General features: G+C 47.0%; 23 protein-coding genes. 18 read left to right on the top strand and 5 right to left on the bottom strand.

Annotation, left to right across the window (positions count from 1 at the left end):
• Nucleotides 1-159: 159 nt before the first annotated feature.
• Nucleotides 160-927 (top strand): ABC transporter ATP-binding protein, encoded by a 768-nt coding sequence (locus A7D23_RS07455; RefSeq protein WP_019226254.1) that lies wholly within the window; start codon nucleotides 160-162, stop codon nucleotides 925-927.
• Entirely contained in the window at nucleotides 917-2,983 is a 2,067-nt protein-coding gene (locus A7D23_RS07450; RefSeq protein ID WP_019226253.1) for an ABC transporter permease, read from the top strand. Before A7D23_RS07455 ends, A7D23_RS07450 begins: the two co-directional genes overlap by 11 nt.
• A 120-nt stretch (nucleotides 2,984-3,103) precedes the next feature.
• On the opposite strand, the gene A7D23_RS07445 is transcribed toward A7D23_RS07450, so the two are convergent.
• The 3 genes from A7D23_RS07445 to A7D23_RS07435 all read right to left on the bottom strand — a co-directional run bounded on the left by A7D23_RS07445 (nucleotide 3,104) and on the right by A7D23_RS07435 (nucleotide 4,586).
• Nucleotides 3,104-3,343 carry a DUF2922 domain-containing protein gene (locus tag A7D23_RS07445; RefSeq protein WP_015044481.1) on the bottom strand — a complete coding sequence of 80 codons (240 nt, stop codon included), beginning with the start codon at nucleotides 3,341-3,343 and terminating at the stop codon, nucleotides 3,104-3,106.
• A gap of 38 nt (nucleotides 3,344-3,381) precedes the next feature.
• Nucleotides 3,382-3,606 (bottom strand): DUF1659 domain-containing protein, encoded by a 225-nt coding sequence (locus A7D23_RS07440; RefSeq protein ID WP_019226252.1) that lies wholly within the window; start codon nucleotides 3,604-3,606, stop codon nucleotides 3,382-3,384.
• A 92-nt stretch (nucleotides 3,607-3,698) separates the two neighbouring features.
• Nucleotides 3,699-4,586 carry a DUF3102 domain-containing protein gene (locus A7D23_RS07435; RefSeq protein ID WP_019226251.1) on the bottom strand — a complete coding sequence of 296 codons (888 nt, stop codon included), beginning with the start codon at nucleotides 4,584-4,586 and terminating at the stop codon, nucleotides 3,699-3,701.
• A gap of 529 nt (nucleotides 4,587-5,115) precedes the next feature.
• On the opposite strand from A7D23_RS07435, the gene A7D23_RS07430 reads away from it, so the two are divergent.
• From A7D23_RS07430 to A7D23_RS07360, 15 genes are all read left to right on the top strand, one after another.
• Complete coding sequence (locus tag A7D23_RS07430; protein ID WP_019226250.1) at nucleotides 5,116-5,406, top strand: TM1266 family iron-only hydrogenase system putative regulator; 291 nt, start codon at nucleotides 5,116-5,118, stop codon at nucleotides 5,404-5,406.
• Complete coding sequence (gene hydE, locus A7D23_RS07425; RefSeq protein ID WP_019226249.1) at nucleotides 5,387-6,433, top strand: [FeFe] hydrogenase H-cluster radical SAM maturase HydE; 1,047 nt, start codon at nucleotides 5,387-5,389, stop codon at nucleotides 6,431-6,433. The genes A7D23_RS07430 and hydE overlap by 20 nt, the downstream gene beginning before the upstream one ends.
• A gap of 81 nt (nucleotides 6,434-6,514) precedes the next feature.
• A complete protein-coding gene (gene hydG, locus A7D23_RS07420) occupies nucleotides 6,515-7,933 on the top strand; it encodes a [FeFe] hydrogenase H-cluster radical SAM maturase HydG (protein ID WP_019226248.1) in 1,419 nt (472 codons plus the stop codon).
• Between the two features lie 14 nt (nucleotides 7,934-7,947).
• Nucleotides 7,948-9,153: a [FeFe] hydrogenase H-cluster maturation GTPase HydF gene (hydF, locus tag A7D23_RS07415; RefSeq protein ID WP_019226247.1), complete on the top strand. Its 1,206-nt coding sequence runs from the start codon at nucleotides 7,948-7,950 to the stop codon at nucleotides 9,151-9,153.
• 269 nt (nucleotides 9,154-9,422) lie between these two features.
• On the top strand, nucleotides 9,423-10,100 hold the full coding sequence (locus A7D23_RS07410; RefSeq protein ID WP_019226246.1) for a response regulator transcription factor: 678 nt from the start codon (nucleotides 9,423-9,425) through the stop codon (nucleotides 10,098-10,100).
• Nucleotides 10,097-11,170 (top strand): HAMP domain-containing sensor histidine kinase, encoded by a 1,074-nt coding sequence (locus A7D23_RS07405; protein WP_019226245.1) that lies wholly within the window; start codon nucleotides 10,097-10,099, stop codon nucleotides 11,168-11,170. The genes A7D23_RS07410 and A7D23_RS07405 overlap by 4 nt, the downstream gene beginning before the upstream one ends.
• A gap of 321 nt (nucleotides 11,171-11,491) precedes the next feature.
• A complete protein-coding gene (locus tag A7D23_RS07400; RefSeq protein ID WP_019226244.1) occupies nucleotides 11,492-12,436 on the top strand; it encodes an ATP-binding cassette domain-containing protein in 945 nt (314 codons plus the stop codon).
• Nucleotides 12,437-12,447: 11 nt separating this feature from the next.
• Nucleotides 12,448-13,287, top strand: a complete 840-nt coding sequence (locus A7D23_RS07395; protein ID WP_176714399.1) for an ABC transporter permease — start codon at nucleotides 12,448-12,450, stop codon at nucleotides 13,285-13,287.
• Nucleotides 13,288-13,617: 330 nt separating this feature from the next.
• A complete protein-coding gene (locus A7D23_RS07390) occupies nucleotides 13,618-14,085 on the top strand; it encodes a MarR family transcriptional regulator (protein ID WP_019226242.1) in 468 nt (155 codons plus the stop codon).
• A 291-nt stretch (nucleotides 14,086-14,376) separates the two neighbouring features.
• On the top strand, nucleotides 14,377-15,069 hold the full coding sequence (locus A7D23_RS07385) for a molecular chaperone TorD family protein (RefSeq protein ID WP_019226241.1): 693 nt from the start codon (nucleotides 14,377-14,379) through the stop codon (nucleotides 15,067-15,069).
• A 32-nt stretch (nucleotides 15,070-15,101) separates the two neighbouring features.
• Nucleotides 15,102-17,771 carry a molybdopterin-dependent oxidoreductase gene (locus A7D23_RS07380; protein ID WP_019226240.1) on the top strand — a complete coding sequence of 890 codons (2,670 nt, stop codon included), beginning with the start codon at nucleotides 15,102-15,104 and terminating at the stop codon, nucleotides 17,769-17,771.
• A 14-nt stretch (nucleotides 17,772-17,785) separates the two neighbouring features.
• Entirely contained in the window at nucleotides 17,786-18,394 is a 609-nt protein-coding gene (locus A7D23_RS07375) for a 4Fe-4S dicluster domain-containing protein (RefSeq protein ID WP_019226239.1), read from the top strand.
• A 10-nt stretch (nucleotides 18,395-18,404) separates the two neighbouring features.
• Complete coding sequence (gene nrfD, locus A7D23_RS07370) at nucleotides 18,405-19,508, top strand: NrfD/PsrC family molybdoenzyme membrane anchor subunit (protein ID WP_019226238.1); 1,104 nt, start codon at nucleotides 18,405-18,407, stop codon at nucleotides 19,506-19,508.
• A gap of 246 nt (nucleotides 19,509-19,754) precedes the next feature.
• Complete coding sequence (locus A7D23_RS07365; protein WP_141690650.1) at nucleotides 19,755-19,985, top strand: hypothetical protein; 231 nt, start codon at nucleotides 19,755-19,757, stop codon at nucleotides 19,983-19,985.
• Nucleotides 19,982-20,665, top strand: a complete 684-nt coding sequence (locus A7D23_RS07360; protein WP_019226236.1) for a hypothetical protein — start codon at nucleotides 19,982-19,984, stop codon at nucleotides 20,663-20,665. Before A7D23_RS07365 ends, A7D23_RS07360 begins: the two co-directional genes overlap by 4 nt.
• A 109-nt stretch (nucleotides 20,666-20,774) precedes the next feature.
• On the opposite strand, the gene A7D23_RS07355 is transcribed toward A7D23_RS07360, so the two are convergent.
• Together A7D23_RS07355 and A7D23_RS16260 are read right to left on the bottom strand one after the other, a co-directional pair.
• Entirely contained in the window at nucleotides 20,775-21,557 is a 783-nt protein-coding gene (locus A7D23_RS07355) for a Fic family protein (RefSeq protein ID WP_282432012.1), read from the bottom strand.
• On the bottom strand, nucleotides 21,530-21,898 hold the full coding sequence (locus A7D23_RS16260; protein WP_199269248.1) for a hypothetical protein: 369 nt from the start codon (nucleotides 21,896-21,898) through the stop codon (nucleotides 21,530-21,532). The genes A7D23_RS07355 and A7D23_RS16260 overlap by 28 nt, the downstream gene beginning before the upstream one ends.
• Nucleotides 21,899-22,077: 179 nt before the next feature.
• On the opposite strand from A7D23_RS16260, the gene A7D23_RS07350 reads away from it, so the two are divergent.
• Nucleotides 22,078-22,956 (top strand): AraC family transcriptional regulator, encoded by an 879-nt coding sequence (locus A7D23_RS07350; protein ID WP_019226235.1) that lies wholly within the window; start codon nucleotides 22,078-22,080, stop codon nucleotides 22,954-22,956.
• Nucleotides 22,957-23,120: the final 164 nt, after the last annotated feature.

Raw genomic sequence — 23,120 nt, 5'->3', positions numbered from 1 at the left:
TTACCGTAAGCTTAAGTCATGGCAGATCCTAACAAGACCTTTTAAAATAAACTCGTTGATTGATTGCTTAGCGCTAGCTATCCATTACGCTGACTAATTCTTAGCTATTATCGGGATTTATGAATCGATCTACTCGTAGAAGTGAGCAGGGAGGTAACCATGGGCGAAATTTTAAAGGTCTTGAATGTGGAAAAATATTACGGCAACAAAGGGAGCCTGACCAAGGCCCTTGACAATGTATCCTTCAGTGTCAGCGAAGGGGAATTTACCGGCATTATGGGAGCCAGCGGCAGCGGGAAGACGACGCTCTTAAACTGCATCGCGACCATTGACACCGTAACGGCGGGGAATATCCGTATCCGGAACAAGGATATCACAGCGATGAAAAGCCGGGCGTTGGCCAAATTCAGACGCGAAGAACTTGGGTTTATGTTTCAGGAGTATAACCTGCTGGATACGTTAACCGGGTTTGAAAATATCATTCTGCCGCTGACGATTGCGGGAGAGCAGCACCAAACGGCGATAGCAAAAGTGACTCAGGTCGCCCGCAGACTGGAAATCGAAGAAATCATCAATAAATACCCTTATGAGATGTCGGGCGGGCAGCGCCAGCGTATTGCCGCGGCCCGGGCTATCGTCAACAATCCGGCCCTGATTCTGGCGGACGAACCCACCGGAGCGCTGGATTCCAAATCCGCGCGGATGCTGATGGAATGTCTGGAGAAACTGAACCAAGACCTGCGGGCAACGATCCTGATGGTAACCCATGATGCGTTTACGGCCAGCTATTGTCACCGGATACTCTTTATTAAAGACGGGAAGCTTTTCAATGAATTGAACCGCGGTGCTGATTCCAGAAAAGAATTCTTCCGAAAAATCATTGATGTCGTGACCCTGCTCGGAGGTGACGCAGCCAATGTACTTTAAACTGTCCTTCCGCAATGTCCGCAAGAGCTTCTCGGATTATACCCTGTATTTTCTGACACTCACTTTCGGAGTTTGTGTGTTTTATGTCTTTAACTCCCTTGAAGCACAGAAAGCCATGATGCATATCTCGGATTCTGCTTTGGCGATTATGCAAAGCATCACTAAGATAATGAACGGGGTTTCCATCTTTATCTCGTTTATTCTCGGGTTCCTGATTATTTATGCCAATAACTTTCTGATCCGCAGGCGCAAAAGAGAATTTGGGATCTATATGACCTTAGGAATGGAAAAACACAAAATCGCCAGGATCCTGATCATGGAAACGTTCATCATCGGTCTCGTTTCCCTGGCGGCAGGCCTTTTGGCCGGAATATTCCTTTCACAGGGTTTATCGGTGGTCACGGCGAAGCTTTTTGAGGTGGACATGACCGCCTACACCTTTGTCTTTTCTCTTCAGGCTTTCTGGAAAACCATCGTCTATTTTGGGATTATTTTTGCCATCGTGATCGGCGCCAGCACGTTTGCCGTTTCCAAGTATAAGCTGATTGATCTGATTAATTCCGTAAAACAAAATGAAAAACAGCGGCTTAAAAATCCATGGCTTACGCTTGTTCTCTTTTTGTTAGCGATCATTTTGATCGGGGCAGCTTACCGGAGTGTCCTGATCTACGGTATTATGGTCTTTGACCGCAGGCTTCTTATCGCCTGTATACTCGGGGCGGTCGGCACCGTTTTGTTTTTTGCCTCGCTGTCCGGTTTTCTGCTCAGTATGATTCAAGCCAACAAAAAAGTATACCTCAAAGGGCTGAACATGTTCATCCTGAAGCAGATCAACAGTCGGATCAATACGGCTTTTATCTCCATATCATTAATTTGCTTAATGCTTTTTGCCACCATCGGCATTTTTTCCACCGGCATCGGCATGACCAATGTGCTGAATAAGGGCTACAAAGATGCCGCCCCGTTTGATATCACCATTACCGGGACGGCGGACACGGATCTTTCGGACTATCTGAGCAGCCAGGGATTGAATGTGGAAGCGTATACGCAAAACTCCTGCCAGTACCCGTTTTATGAATATCAGAAACAGAAATTGAACCTGCAAACGGTATTTCAAAGTATCGAGGATCTTTTTCCCGCCCAAGACCTGAAAATGATCCGGGACAAAATATATCCGCTGCCGCTGTACTATATAACGCAAACCGATTACAACAAGATTATGATGCTGCAAAACAAAAAAGGCATCAGCCTTGCAGGCAATCAGGTCGCGCTGTTGACGCAATATGCCTGGTCTGAAGCCGATTACCAGGAGTATCTGGAAAAATATTTGGCGCGCGAACCCCGCTTAAATTTGAACGGGACCGAATATACCGTTTACCCCGAACTTCTGGCCGCAGGTATTAATAATGGAAATGAAAATGGCGATAACAGTATTTTGACGCTTGTCCTTCCGGATAGGCTAAAACAGGACGGCGTTGTTCACCAAAACGTTCTCTGCTTGAACTGTGTTGGCGATTCAATAGCGGCTCAGGATCAATTTATGAGAGCCTTTAATTCAAGGAAAGATGCCCTTCAGGATGCCGCTTCACCATCTGCTCCGTCCGAGCCAAAGATTACCGCCATTTCCAAGAATGAGATACTCGCCCAGGCAGGCGGTTCCAAAGCAATTATTTCCTTTGTGGGAATCTATGTCGGCTTGATCTTTCTGATTACGAGTGCGGCTGTCCTGGCGCTGCAGCAGCTTTCCGAAGCCGCGGATAACCGGCACCGGTATGCGATTCTCAAAAAGATCGGCGCGGATCATAAGCTGTTAAGCCGGACGATTTTCAAACAAATCGCTGTTTATTTTCTGATTCCGCTTACCCTGGCCTGTATCCATTCCATCGTCGGCATTAAGGTTGCCAACGAGGCCGTCCGGCAGGTTGGCAGTATCAACGCGGTCTCGAACATCGTGATTACTGCTGTGGCCATTCTCCTCATCTACGGTGCCTATTTTCTGGCGACCTATTTTGGCAGCAGAAATATTATCTTGAAGAACGGGATTCACGATGAATGATTAAAAATGAAGAATAGAAGAGTTATTTCTCGTTGTACGAGGGCGGCCTTGCGGCCGCCCATTCCTCGAAATGATGCCTTGAAACCAGCCATGCTCTCCGGACAGCTTAGCCGGAGTATTTTATTCTTGTGGGGGATCGAAGAGATCGTCCGTGGTAGTATCTACCACTTTAATATCTCTCTTGCTTGCCAGATCCCCACTGGAAGTGGCAAAAATGTTTTTTGCCATGATGAGGTCCATGACCGTCCCGACTTGGGCAAGCGTAAGGCCTGCCTTTGGCTGGGGAAGGGTAATGGTAAACGCCTTACCACCTACGGTCGTAAATACCATTCTTAAAACTTTCTGGCTCGTTATTGCCATGCTCTGTCACCACCCTGGAATTATTTGCTCCGGCCGGTTTACTCATCGGCCAACTCGAAAATATTCAGGCGGCGGATATCTGCCAATGGATAATCCACCAGGCTTGATAAAGCGACAGCCACATCGTATACGTCCTGATCAGTTGCCGTTGCTTTAACGCCGGTCAGGCTTTTTTGCTTGAGAACCGGGCCGCCGCCGGCAGTAGTCCCTGTCTGATAGCGGGTTGCCAGCACGGAGTCCAATGTGTTTACCACTAATGTCATAAGCTTACCTCTTTTCCTGGTTTTCTGCTTGTCCGAAAAGCATGTCCTTTTTAGTATATGCCCCTTGTTTTCCAGGCGTTCAGGCAAAGAGATTAATCTTTTTCAGGATTTTCCGGAGCTTTCGGAACTGCCATGGTCGTTTTCTCTATGCGCTTTAACTTGTTCATCGCTTTAGACATTAACTGATTGGCATAAGTGATATATAATTTGCAAGCATCCGGGTCTGCTGCGGCCATTTCTTTGATGGCGATAAAAAGATCATCGAGTCCTTTGGCTATCAGCTCAAAGCGGGCATCTGCCTGGCTCATGGAGAGGTTGAGCTTTAAGAGCTTACTTTCGTATTCTATCTCGGCGATGCGTTTAGCTGCCGTATTTTCATTTTCCAGGACGTCAAGCTTCCGCTGCAGCTTCAAAACATTTCCCTGCTCGGCCCATACGGCTTGCAGGTTATCCGTGGCTTCTTTTTTCGCCCGATCGCGCTCATCTGATAATTTGGAGATTTTATCTTTTTGCTCAGCAAAGACTTTCTGCAGGTCTTCGTCTTCTTCCCCGGCAAGCTCCTGGTTCTTCACATATATCGCCTGCTGCAGCTGCCGACTGCTCATGCTGCCTGCATCATTCTCAGCGATAAACGCATCCCGTTCCTCTACCGGGAGCCCAAGAAGGATGAGGGCCTGGGTGTAGGTTAAATTCGCCATCGGCGGCGAATTTGAACTACCGTCATCTTCGGATGAGACGAGCAGTTTAATCCCATATTCATCGAAGACTTGCATCAGTTTTTCTGCAGTTCTTTGAGAATAACTTACCGATTCCTCCAGCCATTTGCCCCACTCCCCATGAGGCAGCAGCGCTTTGGCTTCCTTCAGACGTTTTCCTACTTCGACGGCGCTGGCCAGCAGAATTTTATTGGTTTGTTGTTTGATTATATTGATTTCAGCCGCTATCACAGGCGGTGTACGCTCTGTCAGCAAATCACTCATATTGATACCGTCTTTCCTGTACTTTATTCACATCATATGGGATAAGCCTGAGAATCGTGATAAAAGGTTTGTAACCTTAAAGGCAAAGCGCTTACCCTATGTAAAATTTGAACACTTATGACAGACAAGTCATATAATAATATTGGGTCATATAGGTCATTGGTAGTCGTATCAATCATAAGCAGGAATCCGGCTGTGCAGAATAGCTGGATTCCTGCTTATTTTCGAGTATACGCATTCAACAGCGCCTCGCTGCGGTTCGTGCCCAAAGAAAATATGGAGCGGGAAGGGTACGGAAATTTAATTGGACTTGTGAAGTAGCGTACGTTGGTGGGGATTGACAAATAAGCGCGGATGGAATACATTAAAAGTGGCTGCGTCACAAGAATTTCTTTTGACAAAGCAGGAAACCGTATTGTTACTGACGCTAAATACATCGTATAAGGCGAAAGGCACAGCAATATTTATCATTATTTTTTGATTAATTGCGCCTTTCCAGGCGCATTTTTTGATATGAGGGGGTTAATGTATGGAGTCCAGAGTAGCGATAATCGGAATCATTGTGGAAGATACCGGGTCGACCGAGAAACTCAATGCGATTTTGCATGATTATGGGCAGTATATTATTGGCAGAATGGGCCTGCCGTACCGTGAAAAAAGCATTAGCATCATCAGCATTGCAGTGGATGCCCCGCAGGATGTGATCAGCGCCCTTTCCGGGAAGCTCGGAAAACTGCCGGGGGTTAGTTCCAAAGCGGCATTTTCCAAGGTAACCGTTAAAAAGGAAAATGAGGCCGCCGATGAAACAGCTGATAGATAAACTTCAGGAAACGTGCGTGCTTGCACCGGAAGAATACAGGGTACTGATAGATCAGCATCGAGATGCCGGGCTTGCTGAATATCTGTTTGCCAAGGCCAGAACGGTAAAGATGCAAAACTACGGTCACGATGTCTATCTGCGGGGACTGATCGAGTTCACCAATTATTGCAAAAACGATTGCTACTACTGCGGGATCCGTAAAAGCAACGGGAAGGCGGAGCGCTACCGCTTGTCAAAGAAACAAATACTGGATTGCTGCGCTGCCGGGTATGCGCTTGGTTATCGCACCTTCGTGCTGCAGGGAGGTGAAGACGGGTATTTTACCGATAAAAAAATAATCGAAATCATCCAATCCATTAAGAAAAATCATCCTGACTGCGCGCTGACGCTTTCCATCGGGGAAAAAAGCTATGAAACCTATCAAGCGTTTTATGAAGCGGGTGCCGACCGCTACCTGCTTCGCCATGAAACAGCCGACGCCGAACACTATGGAAGGCTTCATCCGGCTGTCATGTCCCTCAAAAACAGAAAGCAGTGTCTCTATGACTTGAAAGAGATCGGCTATCAGGTCGGATGCGGAGTGATGGTCGGTTCTCCGTTTCAGACCACGGAAGCGCTGGTGGAGGATTTGTTATTGATCAAGGAACTGAATCCGCATATGGTCGGGATCGGCCCCTTTATCCCCCATCACGAAACGCCGTTTGCAGACCAGGAATCTGGAACGCTGGAGCTGACTTTATTTTTGCTTGGCTTGATCCGATTGATGCTGCCGAGCGTTTTACTACCGGCGACGACCGCTCTCGGTACGATCCACCCGCAAGGGAGGGAACTTGGTATTCTGGCCGGTGCCAACGTCGTAATGCCCAACCTGTCTCCGGTGGAGGTACGGAATAAATATTTGCTCTACGATAACAAGATCTGCACGGGGGACGAAGCTGCGGAATGCCGCTCCTGCCTGCAAAAAAGGATGGAAAGCATCGGCTGTCAGCTGCCGGTTTCCCGCGGGGACCATCGATCGATGGTTTAAGTTAATTTCATAATGTTAATAAGAGGATTCCATTACTGAAGGGAAAGAAGTATCTGACCCGATTAAGAAGGGAGTACCCGTATGTACAATGTAGCATCAGCCAAAGCAGAAGAATTTATCTCGCATCAGGAAATTCTGGATACCCTGGCGTATGCGGCAAAGAACAAAAACAATGCCGGCCTGATTGACAGCATTATCGAAAAGGCAAAACTTCGCCAGGGACTTTCGCATCGGGAAGCCGCCGTGCTGCTGGATTGTGAGATTGAGGAAAAAAACCAGGAAATCTATGCCCTCGCCGAGCAGATCAAAAAAGATTTTTACGGGAACCGGATTGTTTTGTTTGCGCCGCTCTACCTGTCCAATTACTGTGTCAACGGCTGCGTTTATTGTCCGTATCACGCGAAGAACAAACACATCCTCCGCAAGAAAATGACCCAGGAGGAAATCCGCCGCGAAGTGACCGCGCTTCAGGACATGGGCCATAAACGGATCGCGATTGAAGCCGGTGAAGATCCGGTCCATAATCCGCTTGAATATATTCTGGAATCCATCGCTACCATTTACAGTGTCAAGCATCAAAACGGCGCGATCCGGCGGGCCAATGTCAATATCGCCGCAACCACGGTTGAAAATTATAAGAAGCTGAAAGAGGCAGGGATCGGCACCTATATCCTATTCCAGGAAACCTACCATAAGGAAAGTTATGAAAAACTGCATCCCACAGGGCCGAAGCATCATTATGCCTATCACACGGAAGCCATGGACAGAGCGATGCTTGGCGGTATCGACGATGTCGGATTGGGCGTATTGTTTGGATTGGAGATGTACCGCTATGAATTTGCAGCATTACTGATGCATGCCGAGCACCTTGAAACTGTATTCGGCGTAGGCCCCCATACCATCAGTGTTCCGAGGATATGCCCTGCGGATGATATTGACCCGTCGGCTTTCAGTCATGGCATCGATGACGGCCTGTTTGCCAAATTGGTAGCCTGCATCCGGATTGCCGTGCCCTACACAGGCATGATTGTCTCAACGCGGGAAAGTAAGGCTTGCCGCGAGCGTGTCCTGCATCTTGGGGTTTCTCAAATCAGCGGCGGTTCCAAGACAAGTGTCGGCGGTTATCACCAACCTGAAGCAGAAAATGAAAATACCGCTCAATTTGACATAAGCGACAGGAGGACCCTGGATGAAATCGTCAGGTGGCTGATGGAATTGGGATACATTCCAAGCTTTTGTACCGCCTGCTATAGGGAAGGACGGACCGGCGACAGGTTTATGAGTCTGTGCAAAAGCGGACAGATCCAGAATTGCTGCCACCCCAATGCGCTGATGACCTTAAAGGAATATCTGGAGGATTATGCTTCATCTGCCACGAAATCAGCAGGGGAGGCTGTCCTTGCCCAAGGAATCCGGGATATCCCCAGTGAAAGAGTGAAAGATATTGTCCGGCAGAATCTCCATCATATCGTCAACGGCCGCCGTGATTTCAGATTGTAAGGAGGTAAAAAGCAATGGGACTGAATGACACCCCCTCCGCCAACCGTGTCCATATTGGGTTCTTCGGAAAAAGAAATGCAGGTAAATCAAGTCTTGTCAATGCCGTCACGGGTCAGGATCTGACCATTGTCTCGGACGTGAAGGGGACGACCACCGATCCCGTATACAAAGCGATGGAGCTGCTTCCGTTAGGCCCCGTCGTGATCATCGATACGCCCGGGATTGATGATACGGGTGCTTTGGGAGAACTGCGTGTCAAAAAAAGCCGGCAGGTATTGAATAAAACCGATATCGCCCTATTGGTGATCGATGCGGCGTATGGAAAGAGCGCTGAAGATGAAGAACTGGTCAGGCTGCTTGGCGAGAAGGGAATCCATTATGTCGTTGTCTACAACAAAGCCGATTTCCTGGGGCAGGTACCGGCCGGAAACGACCGTGAAATCTATGTCAGCGCCAAAACCGGCTGGAACATCCAAACCCTGAAGGAGAAAATAGCCGCTTTGGCTGTCACAGAGGAGCCGAAACTTAAAATAGTGGGCGACCTCATTCATCCTGGGGATTTTGTCGTGCTTGTCACGCCGATTGACAAGGCTGCACCGAAGGGCCGTCTGATCCTGCCGCAGCAGCAAACGATCCGGGACATTCTGGAAGCGGATGCAACGGCGATTGTGGTGAAAGAATTTGAATTCCGGGAAACACTGGAGAATCTGGGCAAAAAGCCGAGGCTTGTGATCACGGACAGCCAGGTTTTCGCCAAGGCAGCCGCGGATACGCCCAAGGATATTTTTTTGACTTCATTTTCAATCCTTTTCGCCAGATATAAGGGCAGCCTGGAGATGGCTGTAAAGGGCGCAAAAGTGCTGGATTCGTTGAAGGACGGCGATACCGTTCTCATTTCGGAGGGGTGTTCCCACCACAGGCAGTGTGATGACATCGGAACCGTAAAGCTGCCCAGATGGATCAAAAACGACACCCAGAAGCAGATCCGCTTTGCGTTTACATCCGGTTCGGAATTCCCTGACGACTTGTCCGCCTACCGTTTAATTATCCACTGCGGCGGATGCATGCTGAACAAAAGAGAAATGAAATACCGCCAGAAATGCGCTGAGGACCAGCAGGTGCCTATGACCAATTACGGTATCCTGATCGCTTATATGCAGGGAATCCTGAAACGAAGTATTGCCATGTTCCCGCAAATCTTAGCGGAGATTGAGGAGTAAACGATGCGTCTGGAAAAAGATAAAACCGGTGAAATGCAGCTTGCGGCGGAAGAACTGTACGGGATAGAAACACCATAAAAAGACCAACCTGCAGCTGATTTATGCGATCGTAACCGTTAAAAAAGCAGCGGTTTGTGCTTTAATGAGCCGTCGGCACACATCCTCGTTTAATCTCCGTTTACATTGATGTGTTACAATGACAAAATGAGAATGATTTGATCCAATGGGCAATATATCAAGGGGAAAAATGAGCGGAATTGGTGATAAATATGAGTAAAATAATGATTGTGGACGACGACCCGAACATCCGTGAGCTTGTACTGGCCCTGCTTCAAAACAACGGCTTTGAAGCCTGCGCAGCGGCAGACGGGCGTGACGCACTGCAAAAAATCCTAAACGATAACCCGGATCTGGCCATCGTCGACATCATGATGCCGAACATGGACGGCTTTGAGCTCTGCCGTCATTTGCGGCGCTATTACGAAAATATGCCGGTCTTGATGCTAACGGCGAAAGGGGAGCTGGCGAGCAAGGTCAAAGGCTTCGGACTTGGCGCTGATGATTATCTGACCAAGCCTTTTGAGGGAGATGAGCTGATCGTTCGGGTTCAGGCGCTGCTGCGGCGTTATAAAATTGAGGCTTCCCAAGTGATTCAGATTGGCAATGTCCTGATCGACAAGAACAGCTACAGCATCACATTAAACGGCGGGCACGAGAATATTCCCATGAAAGAATTTGAACTGCTTTTCAAGTTGGCAAGCTTTCCCGGCAAAACATTTTCCCGCAATCAGCTGATTGAGGATATCTGGGGCGTTGATTTTGAGGGGAACGAACGGACCCTGGACGTCCATGTGAACCGCCTGCGTGACCGTTTCCCGGAGAACCAGTCCGGCTTTAAGATCACGACCGTGCGCGGACTTGGCTACAGGCTGGAGGTGATTGGATGAAACAGCCGAAACGCCCGAAACGCCCGCCGGCAGCAATTGCCTTAATCTCGTTCATCCTTGCTTTTGGCTGCTTTTTTTCTGCAGGGTATGGCCTTGTATCGCTGATTTACCGGTGGACCGGTACGCCGTCGCAATTCTGGGTGTCGCTTATTGCCAGCCTCACGGGGATGATTTTATTTATCGGTGCGGCCTTTATTTTCAGATGGATCACGATCAGGCGTACCCATAGCATCCGGCAGCATCGAGCTATACATGATCAATTGCTGAACGCCATGACCCGGATCGCCCAGGGGGATTTTGATGTTTTTATCGATACACAGGATGCATTTATTTACGATGATATTGCGGAGGGGATCAATAAAATTGCGAAAGAACTTGGTTCGATGGAACAGCTGCGGCAGGACTTCATCTCCAATATCTCCCATGAGATCCAATCGCCACTGACTTCCATCAGTGGATTTGCTGCCTTATTAAAAAACGACACCCTGACAGATGCCCAGCGGAATCACTATCTGGGCATCATTGAAGCTGAAAGCAAACGGCTGTCCGCCTTAAGCGACAACCTCTTGAAACTGTCGGTACTGGAAACCGGCGTCGAGCCTTTATCCTTTAAAGAATACCGGCTCGACAAGCAGCTGGCAGATGTCGCCCTGATGCTGGAACCACAGTGGTGCGCCAAGAATATCGCCATGGAGGCGGATCTGGAAAAAGTAATGATCCAAGGAGATGAAGGACTCCTGTCCCAGGTTTGGGTGAATCTGCTGCACAATGCCGTGAAGTTTACACCGGAGGGCGGTGTGATCCGGGTTGTTTTGCAAGCGGATCAGACAGATGTGTGCTGTCTGATTGCCGATACCGGTATCGGGATCGCTTCGGAGGACCAGATCCATATCTTCGAGCGTTTTTATAAGGTAGACAAGGCCCGCGAGCGCGCGCTTGGCGGTAACGGCCTCGGACTTTCGCTCGCCAAGAAAATCGTGGAACTGCATGGCGGGCATATTACGACGGAAAGCGCGATCGGGAAAGGCACAACGTTTACGATCACGCTGCCACGCCATTTTTCCCACTGATTTTCGGTGAACTTCTATCTAGTAGAACGTATTATCAATAACTACATGACATGCAAAACAGCTCAAAGCTTAAAATTAGTCTGTGGGTCACAAGTACTGCGGCAAGCGGAGTAGGATTGCGTAGCGCGGCTGTTTGCGTCAGGAGGACGCAATCAGCCGAAAAGCAGTATTGTGACACACAGACCTGCCCAAAGCTTAAACAATATTATATATGTTTGATGTTTGAACATTCAGTTTACATTTCGTTTAAATTCCATTTAACCTCCGTTTACTTTACAGCGGTAAACTGTCACCGTAGTAAAAAAACAGGAGGTTATTTTTATGGCTATGATTTATGTAGAAGAACTGGTCAAACAATACGATAAAGCCAAAACGCCCGCAGTGAAAGGTGTGAGCTTTGCGGTGAACGAGGGGGAATTTTTTGCCTTTCTCGGCCCGAACGGCGCCGGGAAGACAACCACCATTTCCATTCTGACCACCACGCTTTCCAAGACTTCCGGCATCGTCACGATCGCGGGCTATGACGTGGAGAAGGAGGCGAGGCAGGTGCGCGAGAAGGTCGGAATTATTTTTCAGCAGCCCAGCCTTGACCTGCAGCTCTCGGCGGAAGAAAATATCCGTTTTCACGCCTGCCTGTACGGGATGTTCAGCTACCGGCCAACGTTTCAACTCATGCCCTCCGCATACAAAGACCGCGTAATGGGACTGGCTGAAATCGTCGGTATTCAGGATGCTTTGTTTAAGCCTGTCAAAAAGATGTCGGGCGGTATGCAGCGCAAGCTGGAAATTATCCGCAGCCTGATGCATACGCCGTCGGTGCTGTTTCTGGATGAACCGACGCAGGGACTGGATGCCGTAAGCCGCAGAAGCTTGTGGGAATACATCAACACTGTCCGCAAGGAACACGGCACCACAGTGTTCCTGACCACGCATTACATCGACGAGGCCGAGAACGTGGACAAAGTATGCATTGTGAATCAGGGACGGGTCGCCAGCTGCTGTTCGCCGGAAGAAATGAAAAAAAGCCTGTTACGCCAGGAACTCGTCCTGGACGCCGACGATCGGGAGGGCTTGACTGGAGAGCTTTCGGAACTGGGTTTGTTCCATAAAAAGGACGCGCATATCATCGTCCCTTATCAGGACAAAACGGCACAGGAAATTATCGCCCGGCTGAATACCAAGCTGACGCTGCTGAAAATCAATGAGCCGACGCTGGAAGACGCTTATGTGGAATATCTGAACAAGACGGGAGGCGCAGCAGCATGAGTGAGATTACCATGAATGAAACTGCCATAAATGAAACTGCCTGGTCAAGAGGAAAAGAAAAGTCCCGATCCAGACGTGAAATCAATGCCGTGCTTACGATCGCCGCGCGGGACATTACCATCGCGCTCCGGTCTCCCGGCTCTCTCATCATGAGCTTGGTGATGCCCCTGATGATGATGGGGATGCTGGGCGGCAGCCTTGCCCAGAATATGGCGGGCGGGCTCGGTTTTGACTACAATAAGTTTATGATGGTCGGGATGCTGGTCAATATGCTCTTTATGGTCACAACTACGGGGATGACGTCGCTGGTCGAAGACCGTACCACGGACTTTACCCAAGAAATACTGGTCTCTCCCGTTTCCCGGTATGCGATCGTGATCGGTAAGATTTTCGGCTCTTCCTTTGGAGCAATCGTCAGTATGGCCGGCACCTTGATCGTTGGGCTGATCATGGGAATTACCCTAAGTCCCGGGCAGCTGCTGCTAATTCTAGCGCTGTCGCCGCTGATGTGCCTTTCGGGGGGCGCGCTGGCCATGATCATTATCGGGCTTGTCAAAAGCAGTAGGACGGCGAATATTGCCGTGATGCTTATCACCATGCCGCAGATGTTCCTTTCCGGCGCGATTATCCCGATCAACCACTCCAGTGGTGTCCTCTATGCCTTAAGCCATGCCATGCCAATGACCTACTGCCTTGACCTGGCACGGGCGGTGGTCTACGCAGGAACGCCGGAATACGGCAGTGTTGTCTTGTTTAATCCGGTGGTGAACTTTATCGCGATTGCAGTGTTGACGGTGGTTTGCCTGATCATTGGTACATTTTTTTTCGCACGCTCGGAGAAAAACAGGTAAGATCAGAGTTCCGCTTTCATACTTGGAATCGGTCAGTCTCTGTTTTTTATATGTAACAAAAATCCCGGACAAGGCATAGGATATGATAGGTTAATGATATTCTTGTTTATAAGCAGAAACCCGGTTCGCTTGGCCGGGCTTCTGCTTTCAGTTCGATCAAGAGACAGGTAAAGCCGTGAAACGTGCTTTCCTGGAAATGGACCGGTATGGTGATTGGCTATTTAATGACATAAGTTGACAAACACATATTTACTGATATACTAGTTAGTTGAGCTTTTCAACTAATTTTGCGTTATAACTAAATAATTTAAAATTATTGAGGTAATGAAAATGGAAGATTGTATATACAAATCAAGCCCATATCGTTCGCCGGGGAGCAGAATTGCGGTTCTCTACCGCATGGACCGGGATTTTTTTGCTAAAAAATTGAAGGAATATTGCTTAGGGACCAGTGAGATGGCGGTTCTTCTTCAGCTGAGCTATTACAGAGAATTGAGCCAGGATCAAATATCTACGAATATTGTTATGGATAAAACAACGTTGTCAAAAATAGTAAAGAAACTTTTGCATAAAGGTCATATCTACATGGTACGGGATACCCAGGACAACAGAGTTCACCTCCTGGGTCTCACCCAAAAAGGGCAGGAGATGATACCGGTTTTAAAGGATGCTACTGCGGAATGGGTGAGTATCATCTCGAAGGGATTCGAACCGGAGGAAATTACCTTGTTCTGTAATATTTTAGACAGAATGATCGTATCTGTCGAAGCATATGAGGCGGATCAGGTGAATAATTAAATGAAATAAGCCGTAAAACTCAAGATGTTTAAAGCAGGAGTGTTGCTAGGCCACAGCCAGGCAACACTCCTGCTTTTATGTTAGATAAGTTAATTCGCAAAGCAAAAAAATCAAACACCAAAATATTGTTGAAAGAGAAACTATTATTTATTTAAATACAATAAAGTTGATTTTATCCTTGTTTAAAGCCATTTTATTAATTGTCTTGACAAATGATTGTTGGTTGATATATTAATATAGTTGAACGTTCAATTAATCTGTATAAACGTTTTTTTGAGAGGAGGTGAGAGTGTGAATGCGTCAGTTACTTATCAGCAGGAATTAAAATTCTTTACAGAGAGCTGTAATTTTTTATCGTTATTGCTGAATGAAAGACCTACAGAAGAACTTATTGTCCATTTACGTGAAAGCAGCAGCCGGATCCAGGAAATCATGCCTTTCCCGGACACTGAAGATAGGATTGATGAAGGGGCCGGGTTGATGCTTAATTATCTCGAAAATACGAAAACACAAACAGCAGGAGAAGTATCTCAGGATTTAGCAGTGGATTGGACCAGGATTTTTAGGGGTGTGGCACCGGGGTATAGTCCGCCACCGCCTTATGAAGCTTTATATAGGGGAGATAACAGTCAGGAGAATCACGTCAAAGTATTTCTTGACATGACCAAAGAATATTCCTCACTGGGCTTGTGTGCCAAAGGTCAATGCTCCCGGCCGGACTACATCGGTGTTCAAATGGCTTATTTGCATTTTTTGTGTTGTGAAGAACTTAAACGGATACAAGAAGGAAATCTCGAAGAAGTCCAAAGATTTAAGGAACGCACGATAAAATTCATTTCAGAACATGTGGGTCAATGGGTTTTATTGTTCAGTCGCGAGGCTAAAGGTTTTGCCCGGACAGATTTTTATCGGGGACTTCTTAATTATTTGCCAACGTTTATACAGGAGCTTAAAGAGTATGAATGCAGCACATATCTGAATTAAGTCAACAAGTTCCAGGAAGGGGAGAATGAATAATGGATCAGAACAAGACGGGCGGTGGAAAGGGCTTAACGCGCAGAAGTTTTTTAAAAGGGTCTGCCGGGGTTATGGCGCTTGTTGCCATGGGAGGCGGATTAGCCTATCAATCCGCTGCCGTTTTTGCCGGTACGGATTCAGCTGAGCAAGCCAATGGCACGGAATATGTGAATGGGTTCTGTGACGGCTGCCTTTATAAAAAATGCCGGACCAGATATAAAATCAAAGACGGAGTCCTTCTAAATGTTGAAGGACACCCCGAAGGGCTTTATAACAAAGGAAATTTGTGTTCCAGGGGACAGGCGCAAGTGATGAACCTTTACAATCCCTGGCGGACAAAAACACCGCTTAAGCGGACAAACCCGAAAAAAGGGCTGGATGTGGATCCGGGTTGGGTGGAAATCACCTGGGAAGAGGCATTAAGCATAACGGCAAGTAAGATTAAGGAAGCAAAAAGTAAGGATCCCCGTTTATTTGCCATGTTTTCAGGTTTTGGCGCTTATCACTCTCTTTATATGAGGCCTTTTGCCACGGCGCTTGGTACGCCGAATATCATTTTTTCTCCGGGTTGCTTTTGCTCGGGACATTCCGGATCAGAGATCCTTCATGGTTCCTTTGTGGAGTGCGCGGACCCCAAATATTGCAAGTTTAAAATTGATATTGGCCGAGGGCAATTAAACAACGGTTCTGCAGACGGAGAAACTCAGGGGGATGTCGACAGTGTGGTCGACCGGGGAACGCGGATCATTAAGGTTGATCCCCGCAACTCCACATTGTTCAGCAGCAGCGAATGGGTTCCCATCCGGCCGCAAACCGAACTCGCATTCGTCTTGTCACTCGAATATGTCATCTTACACGAAATTAAAACGTTTGATGTGGAATTTGTGAAAAACAGGACCAATGCCTCCTATCTTATTGGGAAAGACGGTTTTTATGTACGCCACGCCACGAGCGGCAAACCTTTGGTTTGGGATGCGGCAGCCAATAAACCCAAAGAGTTTGATGACGAGACAATAGGAGACCTGGCGCTGGAAGGAAGTTTTGAGATTAGCGGTGTCCCGGCTCAGACGGCCTTTTCTCTGATCAAAGATAAGATTAAAGACTATACGCCGGAATGGCAGGAGAAAATCACCACCATCCCGGCGGCTAAAATCAGGTACCTGGCCGGCGAGCTGGTTAAAGAAGCGTGTATTGGCAGTACGATTAGCATTGATGGAATTACCCTGCCTTATAGACCTGCCTGCATCAGTATTTACAAAGGGCTTACCAATCATCAGTTTGGACATGTTGCCTATTATACGGCGATGACGATTAATATCCTTCTGGGGGCCTTTGATGTTCCGGGAGGTAGCCTTGGTTTTAATAACTTCAGATATGCCAAGGATGAGGATGGTCAACCGCAGATATATCATCTGGGCGCAGTTGGCAACAAGATTAAGTTCCCCCCTACAACGCTGGATATGTCCAACTTGATTCCGCTGGCCCATGATGTGGGATACCAGTATACCAATACCATCAAGGATCCAAAGAAATACTGGCTGGACTATGCGCCCAAAGTCGGTTTGTTTTATGGTGGCAATCTGTTCTCTAAAGGCGGCAGTATAGAAGAAATATCCCAGGGTCTGGCTTCTCTGGAATTTGCGGCGGCGATTGCCACCGTGTTGGATGAACACGCTCATTTTGCGGATATTATCCTGCCGGAAGCCAACCATTTCGAGACGGTCTTCTGCTATGAACGCATATTTGAAAGGCCCTCCACCCAGCGGGATATGTATGGGCCCATGGGAGCACGCAAAGCACTGGTGAAGCCTCTTTATAACGGGCGACATGGCGATGAGATCCTGATAGACCTGGCGGCAAGAATTGGCACGCTGCCGCCAACCAATGGCATGGCCAAGGGAATGAATGGGATCAAAGGTGATATTCCACCGATGACCAACAAAATCCAGGTTGTTTATGATGCCTGGATCAAAGGAAAATACGGAGCAGAATGGGATTTCAACAAGGTGGCCGAATTAGGGCAGATTGTGCCCCCGTCTTTGGCGGAGCATGAAATATATCAATATTACTATGCGCCGGATAAGAAGATTAAACTGCCGATCTATAATATCTTCCTGCAGAAAACCCGGGTTCAGATGCTGGAAATGCTTGAAAAAGCAGGCGTTGAACATCCGGCTGGCAACAATACCATTCGCGAAGTTTATCAACCGATTCCGCATTGGTTTGAGGGTACGGAGTTTCCGCATGGGAAAGATGGCTTCGATATGAACCTTGTCGGCTGGCGAACCCCTCAGTTTCTTCATGATGTGAATAATAGTACGGGTAATCCGGTTTTGCAGGAGGTTGCGAGTCATAATCCATTCTATGGAAAACTGATTCTCAATACCGAAACGGCAGTAAAAAAGGGTTTGAATGACGGGGATATGGTTTTTGTTGAGAATCAGCATGGGGTTAAGATTGGTCCGGTCCCGGTGAAAACATCTGAAAGCATTCATCCGGACGCTGCAGGTGTAGCCGGAGGTCATCACCGGAAGGCCTTTGGCATGGACCCGGTAAACCATACGACACCGGTATCATGGAACAGGCTGATCCCGATTGCCTGGAATACGATAGACCCCGTGACAGGCGCCATTGAAATCAGTCCTTTAATCCGAATTAGTAAGGCGTAGGGAGGAGGAGCAGTATGCACTACGGAATGGTTATTGATTTAGCGAGATGTATTGGCTGTACGGCGTGTACAGTAGCTTGTAAGACCCATAATGTTACGCCCAAAGACATTGCCTGGGCCCAGGTACTTGTAGAAGAAAAGGGGAAATACCCAAATTCAAATATCGAATCGACCCCAGTTTTATGTATGCATTGCCAAAACGCCCCTTGTATATCAGCCTGTCCGACTGGCGCTTCCTACCGGGACGATAGTGGAATTGTACACATTAAAAAGGATAAATGCATCGGCTGCCGGGCCTGTATGGTCTCCTGCCCCTATAACGCCAGAAAATTTTCGTTTGGCGATGCACAGTCATACTACCCAGGGAAAGAGACCACCCCGCTGGAAAAAGTACAACAAACCAAATTCCCCAAAGGCGTCGTATCCAAGTGTGAATTTTGCTATGAACGTCTGGCCGAAGGATTGCTTCCCGCCTGTGTGGCGACATGCCCAGCGCATGCTCGGATTTTCGGCGATTTGGATAATCCGGTCAGCCAGGTCAGTATTCTGATCGCTCAGAAAAGCGGGCAGCCGCTGCACCCGCAAGTTGGTACAAAACCTTCGGTCTATTATTTGCCGAGATAGGAGGGACAGCATGAAAACGAATTCGCGTTTTATTCAGGGCGCTTCTAAACCTGTTTTAAGCCTGGGGGTGATTTTGACCCTTCTGGGGATGGGTTTATGGATCTTACAATTAATCCGGGGACTGGGCGTTACAGGCCTGACCCAGGATGCCGTTTGGGGAATGTATATTGCCGGATTCTTTACCGCCGCCGGAGCGGGAGCCGGAGCCTTAGCCCTGGCTGGGCTCATGGCGCTGAACAGAGATGATACGGTTGATAACAGGGAGCAGTATAAACTTTTTAGTGTTGCACTGGCCAGCTTTGTAAGCGCCGGCGTTCTGATCGTTATCGATATCGGCAATGTAAGCCATATTTTCAGCATGATCTTCAGTTTTGAATACACCTCATCAATGGCACAGGATTTTTGGGCCTTAATGATATGCCTGGTTGTCGCCGTCATTGGCTTGCTGAAAGCGAAATCGGGGAAAACGGGCTTGGTCTTTAATGTCATCTGTATTTTGGCTTCATTGACTCTCATCATCACTGAGGGGTTGATGCTATCCAGAGTCAGCGCGCATGCTTTTTGGGGAAGCGGTACGGTGGCGGCATTTATTATCAGTATGATCGTTGCGGGATGTGCTGTTTCCCTGTTTGTACTGAAAGAGGAGAAAAATGTTTTCCAGGTTCGCAAATATCTGATAATCGGGCTGCTGGCGTCCGCCTTATTGACGCTAAGCGAATTGCTTACCTTGACAGCCGCTTCTGAAGCTTCTACGGGTATGGAATTACAAAGTCTCCTTTCCGGTTCAGCAAGTCTTGCTTTTTGGGCCTATATCCTGGCCGGGCTGGTTATTCCGCTGGCGCTGCTTTTCAAGGTTCAGACTCCGATTGGCTTGAAGGTCAGCGCATTTTTAGCAGTTTTTGGCGTTCTTGCCGAAAAACTCTGGATCCTGATCGCCGGGATGGAGCATCCGCTGGTCGTTATACCGGGCAGAGGGGCTTACCATATTTCAGCGGTGGAGTTTTTTACAGTAGTGGGGATATCCGGTCTGGGCGTGTTAGCCTATGTAATTATTTCCGGGCTTTTTGATAGTCCCAGCCTGCACCAACAGGAGAAAGTTCACTTTACGCCATAATAAGATCACTCCCAATGAGAATTCACCAAAGGATCCAGCAAACAGCCGGATCCTTTTCAATGTATGGTGATGTAGGTATAATTATGATAAACTATCAAGTAGAAATATATGGAATGTTGCCTTAGCTAAGGGCTGACGTCCTGTCGGCTCTGAATCTGGGGGCGCGCGACTTTACGCTTCGGCAGCTCTCGAAACGTTCTACGCAATGCAATGCAAAAGGCCGCCATTCATGGCGGCAGTTTGATTGTGAATGTAATCTATTGGGATGTGATTATTTTGAGCAGATTTACATTTGTTGCATCTGACTATGAGTTACCGGAAATTGATTTATCAGGAATTATTAAACTTGAGGTTAAGGATCTAAAAGAAATGAATCCAAGACCAGAATCATTCTGGAATCTTGATGAACTTCCAGATGATTGTGAAGCGTTATATATCCCCGCGGGTAGTGAGCAGAGAGGGGGAGGTTACCCTTGAAAAGGAGTATTGTCATCTTATTAGTTGGACTATTCTTATTAGCAGGTGTTCTGGCTAAAGAGGCTAACGCATCTTGGGCTGCATTAAGTACAGAAGAAATAATTGAGAAATCTGATGTTGTATTAATTGGTGAAATAATTGGTCCTGATAGAGAAGAAAAAATTTCTACAAAGGGTTTGCCTGACTCATGGGCTACTCATTGGAAGGTTAAGGTCTATTATTACCTTAAAGGGAATCAGAAAGCAGAAGTGTTTACAGTTACTACTCCTGGTGCTAAAAACAAATCTCCTCAAAGTTCTATTGATTATCGTCTTGATCAATTTGGTAAAACCGTATTAATTTTTCTACAAAATAGAGAAGGGATATTCGAGCCACTTTCTCCACAAGGTATTGTTGTCTTGAAAGTAAATTACTATTCCCCGAAACAAGGTGAACAAATAAATGGGCAAACAGTGTTAAATGAATTTACAATCGTAAACCCGCAGATTAATGACCGTTCTATATTGGAGAAATATATTTCTGACAATCAGACAATTCTAATCCCGGAACACGGAATGTCAGATTCATACTCAAACTCAGGAAATTCCAATAAATTAAAGATAATTACAATAGTAATTTTGATCATTGCGTTAATATCAACCGGTTCATGGTTTATAGTAAAACAATTTCAGAAGGGTTAAGTAAACATTTGGGGAGGCCGAACATCATATAACACAGCATTCCCACAACTTTGCTAATATGAAAGCGGTATGACGCTGCGGGAATGCTTAAACGTTATCAGACATTGGCCTATTTTAGTAGATATCGGTATCTTTCTGGTTCTAAGCGGATTTCTTGAGCCAAAGACTGATATTCTTGGGCTAAAACTATAGAACGAATACGCTGGCCATCACTATCTCGTGGCATAACGAAACCGCTGTCAATCCATTTCTTAACCTTATCTCTAATTGTTCTATCAGAGAGATTTAACCACTTCCTCAAATCAGAAGTACTCGCCCAATTGTTTTGAAAAGCAAGCTTTGTAAAAACGATTCTTTGATTTGGGTCTAGTATTCTAATAAGTTCTGGTTCAACCGTAGTATATTCTCGACTTTTTTCTTCAACCAGATTAGCTGCTTCAACAAAGACTTCAGATAAACCGGAAATGAAAAACTCAAGCCACTGAGTAATGTCACAATCGTTTCTACCGTAATAATAATTGTGCTGTAAACCCATTTGTAAATTCTTGTAGTATTCCTTTAAATTGCGGTCATAAAAAGATTCTAGAACAAAAAGTCCTTTTAAACCCAAACCACCAAGCTTAAGAATATAGGTTGCAATCATTCTAGCGGTTCTTCCGTTTCCATCCATATAAGGATGTATAGTCAGAAATTGCCACATGAATATACCGGTTTTAATAGGCGAAGGAATTGATTGAGTATTAGGCGAATTGATCCAAGCTACAAGATCTTCTATTAGGATCGGAACATCTTGTGGCTCAGGGGGAAGATACCAGTTAGTTTGATTACGTTTGCCGACCTGATTTTGTTCAGTTCTGTATTCACTTAGTCGAGGCCTACGACCGTGGTTAATAACTCTGATGATTGCTGGAGCTTTTTAATAAATTCTTCAGTAATGGGCAATTGTCTTTCTTCGCACTCATCTAAATAGTCAATCGCTTTCATCAAGTTGTAAACTTCTTGTTGTTCCCCCGATGTATTCTGAAGATAGAGGGCTTCCCGTTTAGCTTGCTCATCAAGGGTATTACCCTCAAGCTTAGTTGATAAAATAACTGTTTCTTCTCTGGACTCCTTTTTTAAGGTGTCAAGGATTGAAGAAGGAAGCGGTAGGTTTTCAACAAGAATACTCGCTTTTTGAATTTCCATTAGATTTTGAGCTATTGTATTTGTAATTGTAAAACGTGGTTTATACATATAACTTACCTCCCCATGCATAATATAATTATATCATTGCCGCTAAATTGCCGCAATATTTATTCTGGTTATAATTTGATAAGGTCCCACTGCCATGGGTCAACATCGAACCGCACGGAATGTCATGAAACATAGTGTAATTTCCTTTATCATGGACTCATACGGAAAGGAGCGAGGCGATGGATTGGATCACAGGTATACAGAGAGCTGTGGATTATGTGGAAGCCCATATTACGGAATCAATAGACTATGAAGAAGCAGCGAAACAGGCCTATTCGTCCAGCTTTCATTTTCAGCGGGTTTTCAGCATACTTTGTGGCTTCACGTTAGGTGACTACATTCGGATGCGGCGCCTCTCTCTGGCAGGAAACGAGCTTGCGTCATCAGGCATCCGGGTAATCGACGCCGCGTTCAAGTACGGGTATGATACGCCTGAGAGTTTCAGCCGTGCTTTCACCCGATTCCACGGGGTATCACCCTCGCAGGCGAAACAGGGCGGCGCTGCGCTCAAATCCTTTTCTCCGCTTTCCGTAAAACTGATTTTAGACGGAGGAAACACGATGAATTACAGAATCGAGACCAAGGACGCATTTCAGATCATCTGCAAAAAAAAGCAGGTCTCCTGCAAGGCGGAACTAACGACGGAGGAAATCTCCCGTTTCTGGCAGGCTAGCAGCACGGACGGCACCATTCCTGCGCTGTGCAAGTACATCCCAGAGGATAATATCTTTCCGAACTGCATCGTAGGCGCCAGCTTTGGCAAGGATGCCAGTGACACGGAGTTTCCCTACGCCATCGGCGTCCATTATAACGGAATGCCTGTCAGCGATACCGGCTTGACTGTGGAGAATATTCCTGCTCACACTTATGTGGTGTTTCCCTGCATCGGCAAGATGCCGGAGGCGTTTCAGAAGCTTTATCAGCAGATCTACAGCGAGTTTTTCCCCACCAGTGAGTATCAGCCCTGCGGCGGTACGGATTTTGAGGCTTACCCCTCGGACAATGTGACGGACCCCGGCTACACCTGCGAAATCTGGGTCGCGGTGGAAAAGAAATAATCCAGCGGGAGAAGTGCCGAAAGGTGCTTCTCCAATTTCTGTTTTCAAGACGCATCGGTGCACTGATTCCGACAAAGTTCGAATTGGCTGATCTTCGTATTCCGATTTGCCTTGGAGGCTTTTATTCAATAAGAAGAAATCCAGCTGCACCGGACAGTTGGATT

Origin of the sequence: Dehalobacter sp. TeCB1 (assembly GCF_001707455.1) — a bacterium.
GTDB lineage: Bacteria > Bacillota > Desulfitobacteriia > Desulfitobacteriales > Syntrophobotulaceae > Dehalobacter > Dehalobacter restrictus.
This window is presented reverse-complemented; position numbering and strand designations above follow the sequence as displayed.

Excerpts from the sequence above, each read along its gene's own strand:
- A7D23_RS07455 (WP_019226254.1), top strand. The coding sequence starts at position 160 with ATGGGCGAAATTTTAAAGGTCTTGAATGTGGAAAAATATTACGGCAAC.
- A7D23_RS07450 (WP_019226253.1), top strand. The coding sequence starts at position 917 with ATGTACTTTAAACTGTCCTTCCGCAATGTCCGCAAGAGCTTCTCGGAT.
- A7D23_RS07445 (WP_015044481.1), bottom strand. The coding sequence starts at position 3,343 with ATGGCAATAACGAGCCAGAAAGTTTTAAGAATGGTATTTACGACCGTA.
- A7D23_RS07440 (WP_019226252.1), bottom strand. The coding sequence starts at position 3,606 with ATGACATTAGTGGTAAACACATTGGACTCCGTGCTGGCAACCCGCTAT.
- A7D23_RS07435 (WP_019226251.1), bottom strand. The coding sequence starts at position 4,586 with ATGAGTGATTTGCTGACAGAGCGTACACCGCCTGTGATAGCGGCTGAA.
- A7D23_RS07430 (WP_019226250.1), top strand. The coding sequence starts at position 5,116 with ATGGAGTCCAGAGTAGCGATAATCGGAATCATTGTGGAAGATACCGGG.
- hydE (WP_019226249.1), top strand. The coding sequence starts at position 5,387 with ATGAAACAGCTGATAGATAAACTTCAGGAAACGTGCGTGCTTGCACCG.
- hydG (WP_019226248.1), top strand. The coding sequence starts at position 6,515 with ATGTACAATGTAGCATCAGCCAAAGCAGAAGAATTTATCTCGCATCAG.
- hydF (WP_019226247.1), top strand. The coding sequence starts at position 7,948 with ATGGGACTGAATGACACCCCCTCCGCCAACCGTGTCCATATTGGGTTC.
- A7D23_RS07410 (WP_019226246.1), top strand. The coding sequence starts at position 9,423 with ATGAGTAAAATAATGATTGTGGACGACGACCCGAACATCCGTGAGCTT.
- A7D23_RS07405 (WP_019226245.1), top strand. The coding sequence starts at position 10,097 with ATGAAACAGCCGAAACGCCCGAAACGCCCGCCGGCAGCAATTGCCTTA.
- A7D23_RS07400 (WP_019226244.1), top strand. The coding sequence starts at position 11,492 with ATGGCTATGATTTATGTAGAAGAACTGGTCAAACAATACGATAAAGCC.
- A7D23_RS07395 (WP_176714399.1), top strand. The coding sequence starts at position 12,448 with ATGAATGAAACTGCCATAAATGAAACTGCCTGGTCAAGAGGAAAAGAA.
- A7D23_RS07390 (WP_019226242.1), top strand. The coding sequence starts at position 13,618 with ATGGAAGATTGTATATACAAATCAAGCCCATATCGTTCGCCGGGGAGC.
- A7D23_RS07380 (WP_019226240.1), top strand. The coding sequence starts at position 15,102 with ATGGATCAGAACAAGACGGGCGGTGGAAAGGGCTTAACGCGCAGAAGT.
- A7D23_RS07375 (WP_019226239.1), top strand. The coding sequence starts at position 17,786 with ATGCACTACGGAATGGTTATTGATTTAGCGAGATGTATTGGCTGTACG.
- nrfD (WP_019226238.1), top strand. The coding sequence starts at position 18,405 with ATGAAAACGAATTCGCGTTTTATTCAGGGCGCTTCTAAACCTGTTTTA.
- A7D23_RS16260 (WP_199269248.1), bottom strand. The coding sequence starts at position 21,898 with ATGTATAAACCACGTTTTACAATTACAAATACAATAGCTCAAAATCTA.
- A7D23_RS07350 (WP_019226235.1), top strand. The coding sequence starts at position 22,078 with ATGGATTGGATCACAGGTATACAGAGAGCTGTGGATTATGTGGAAGCC.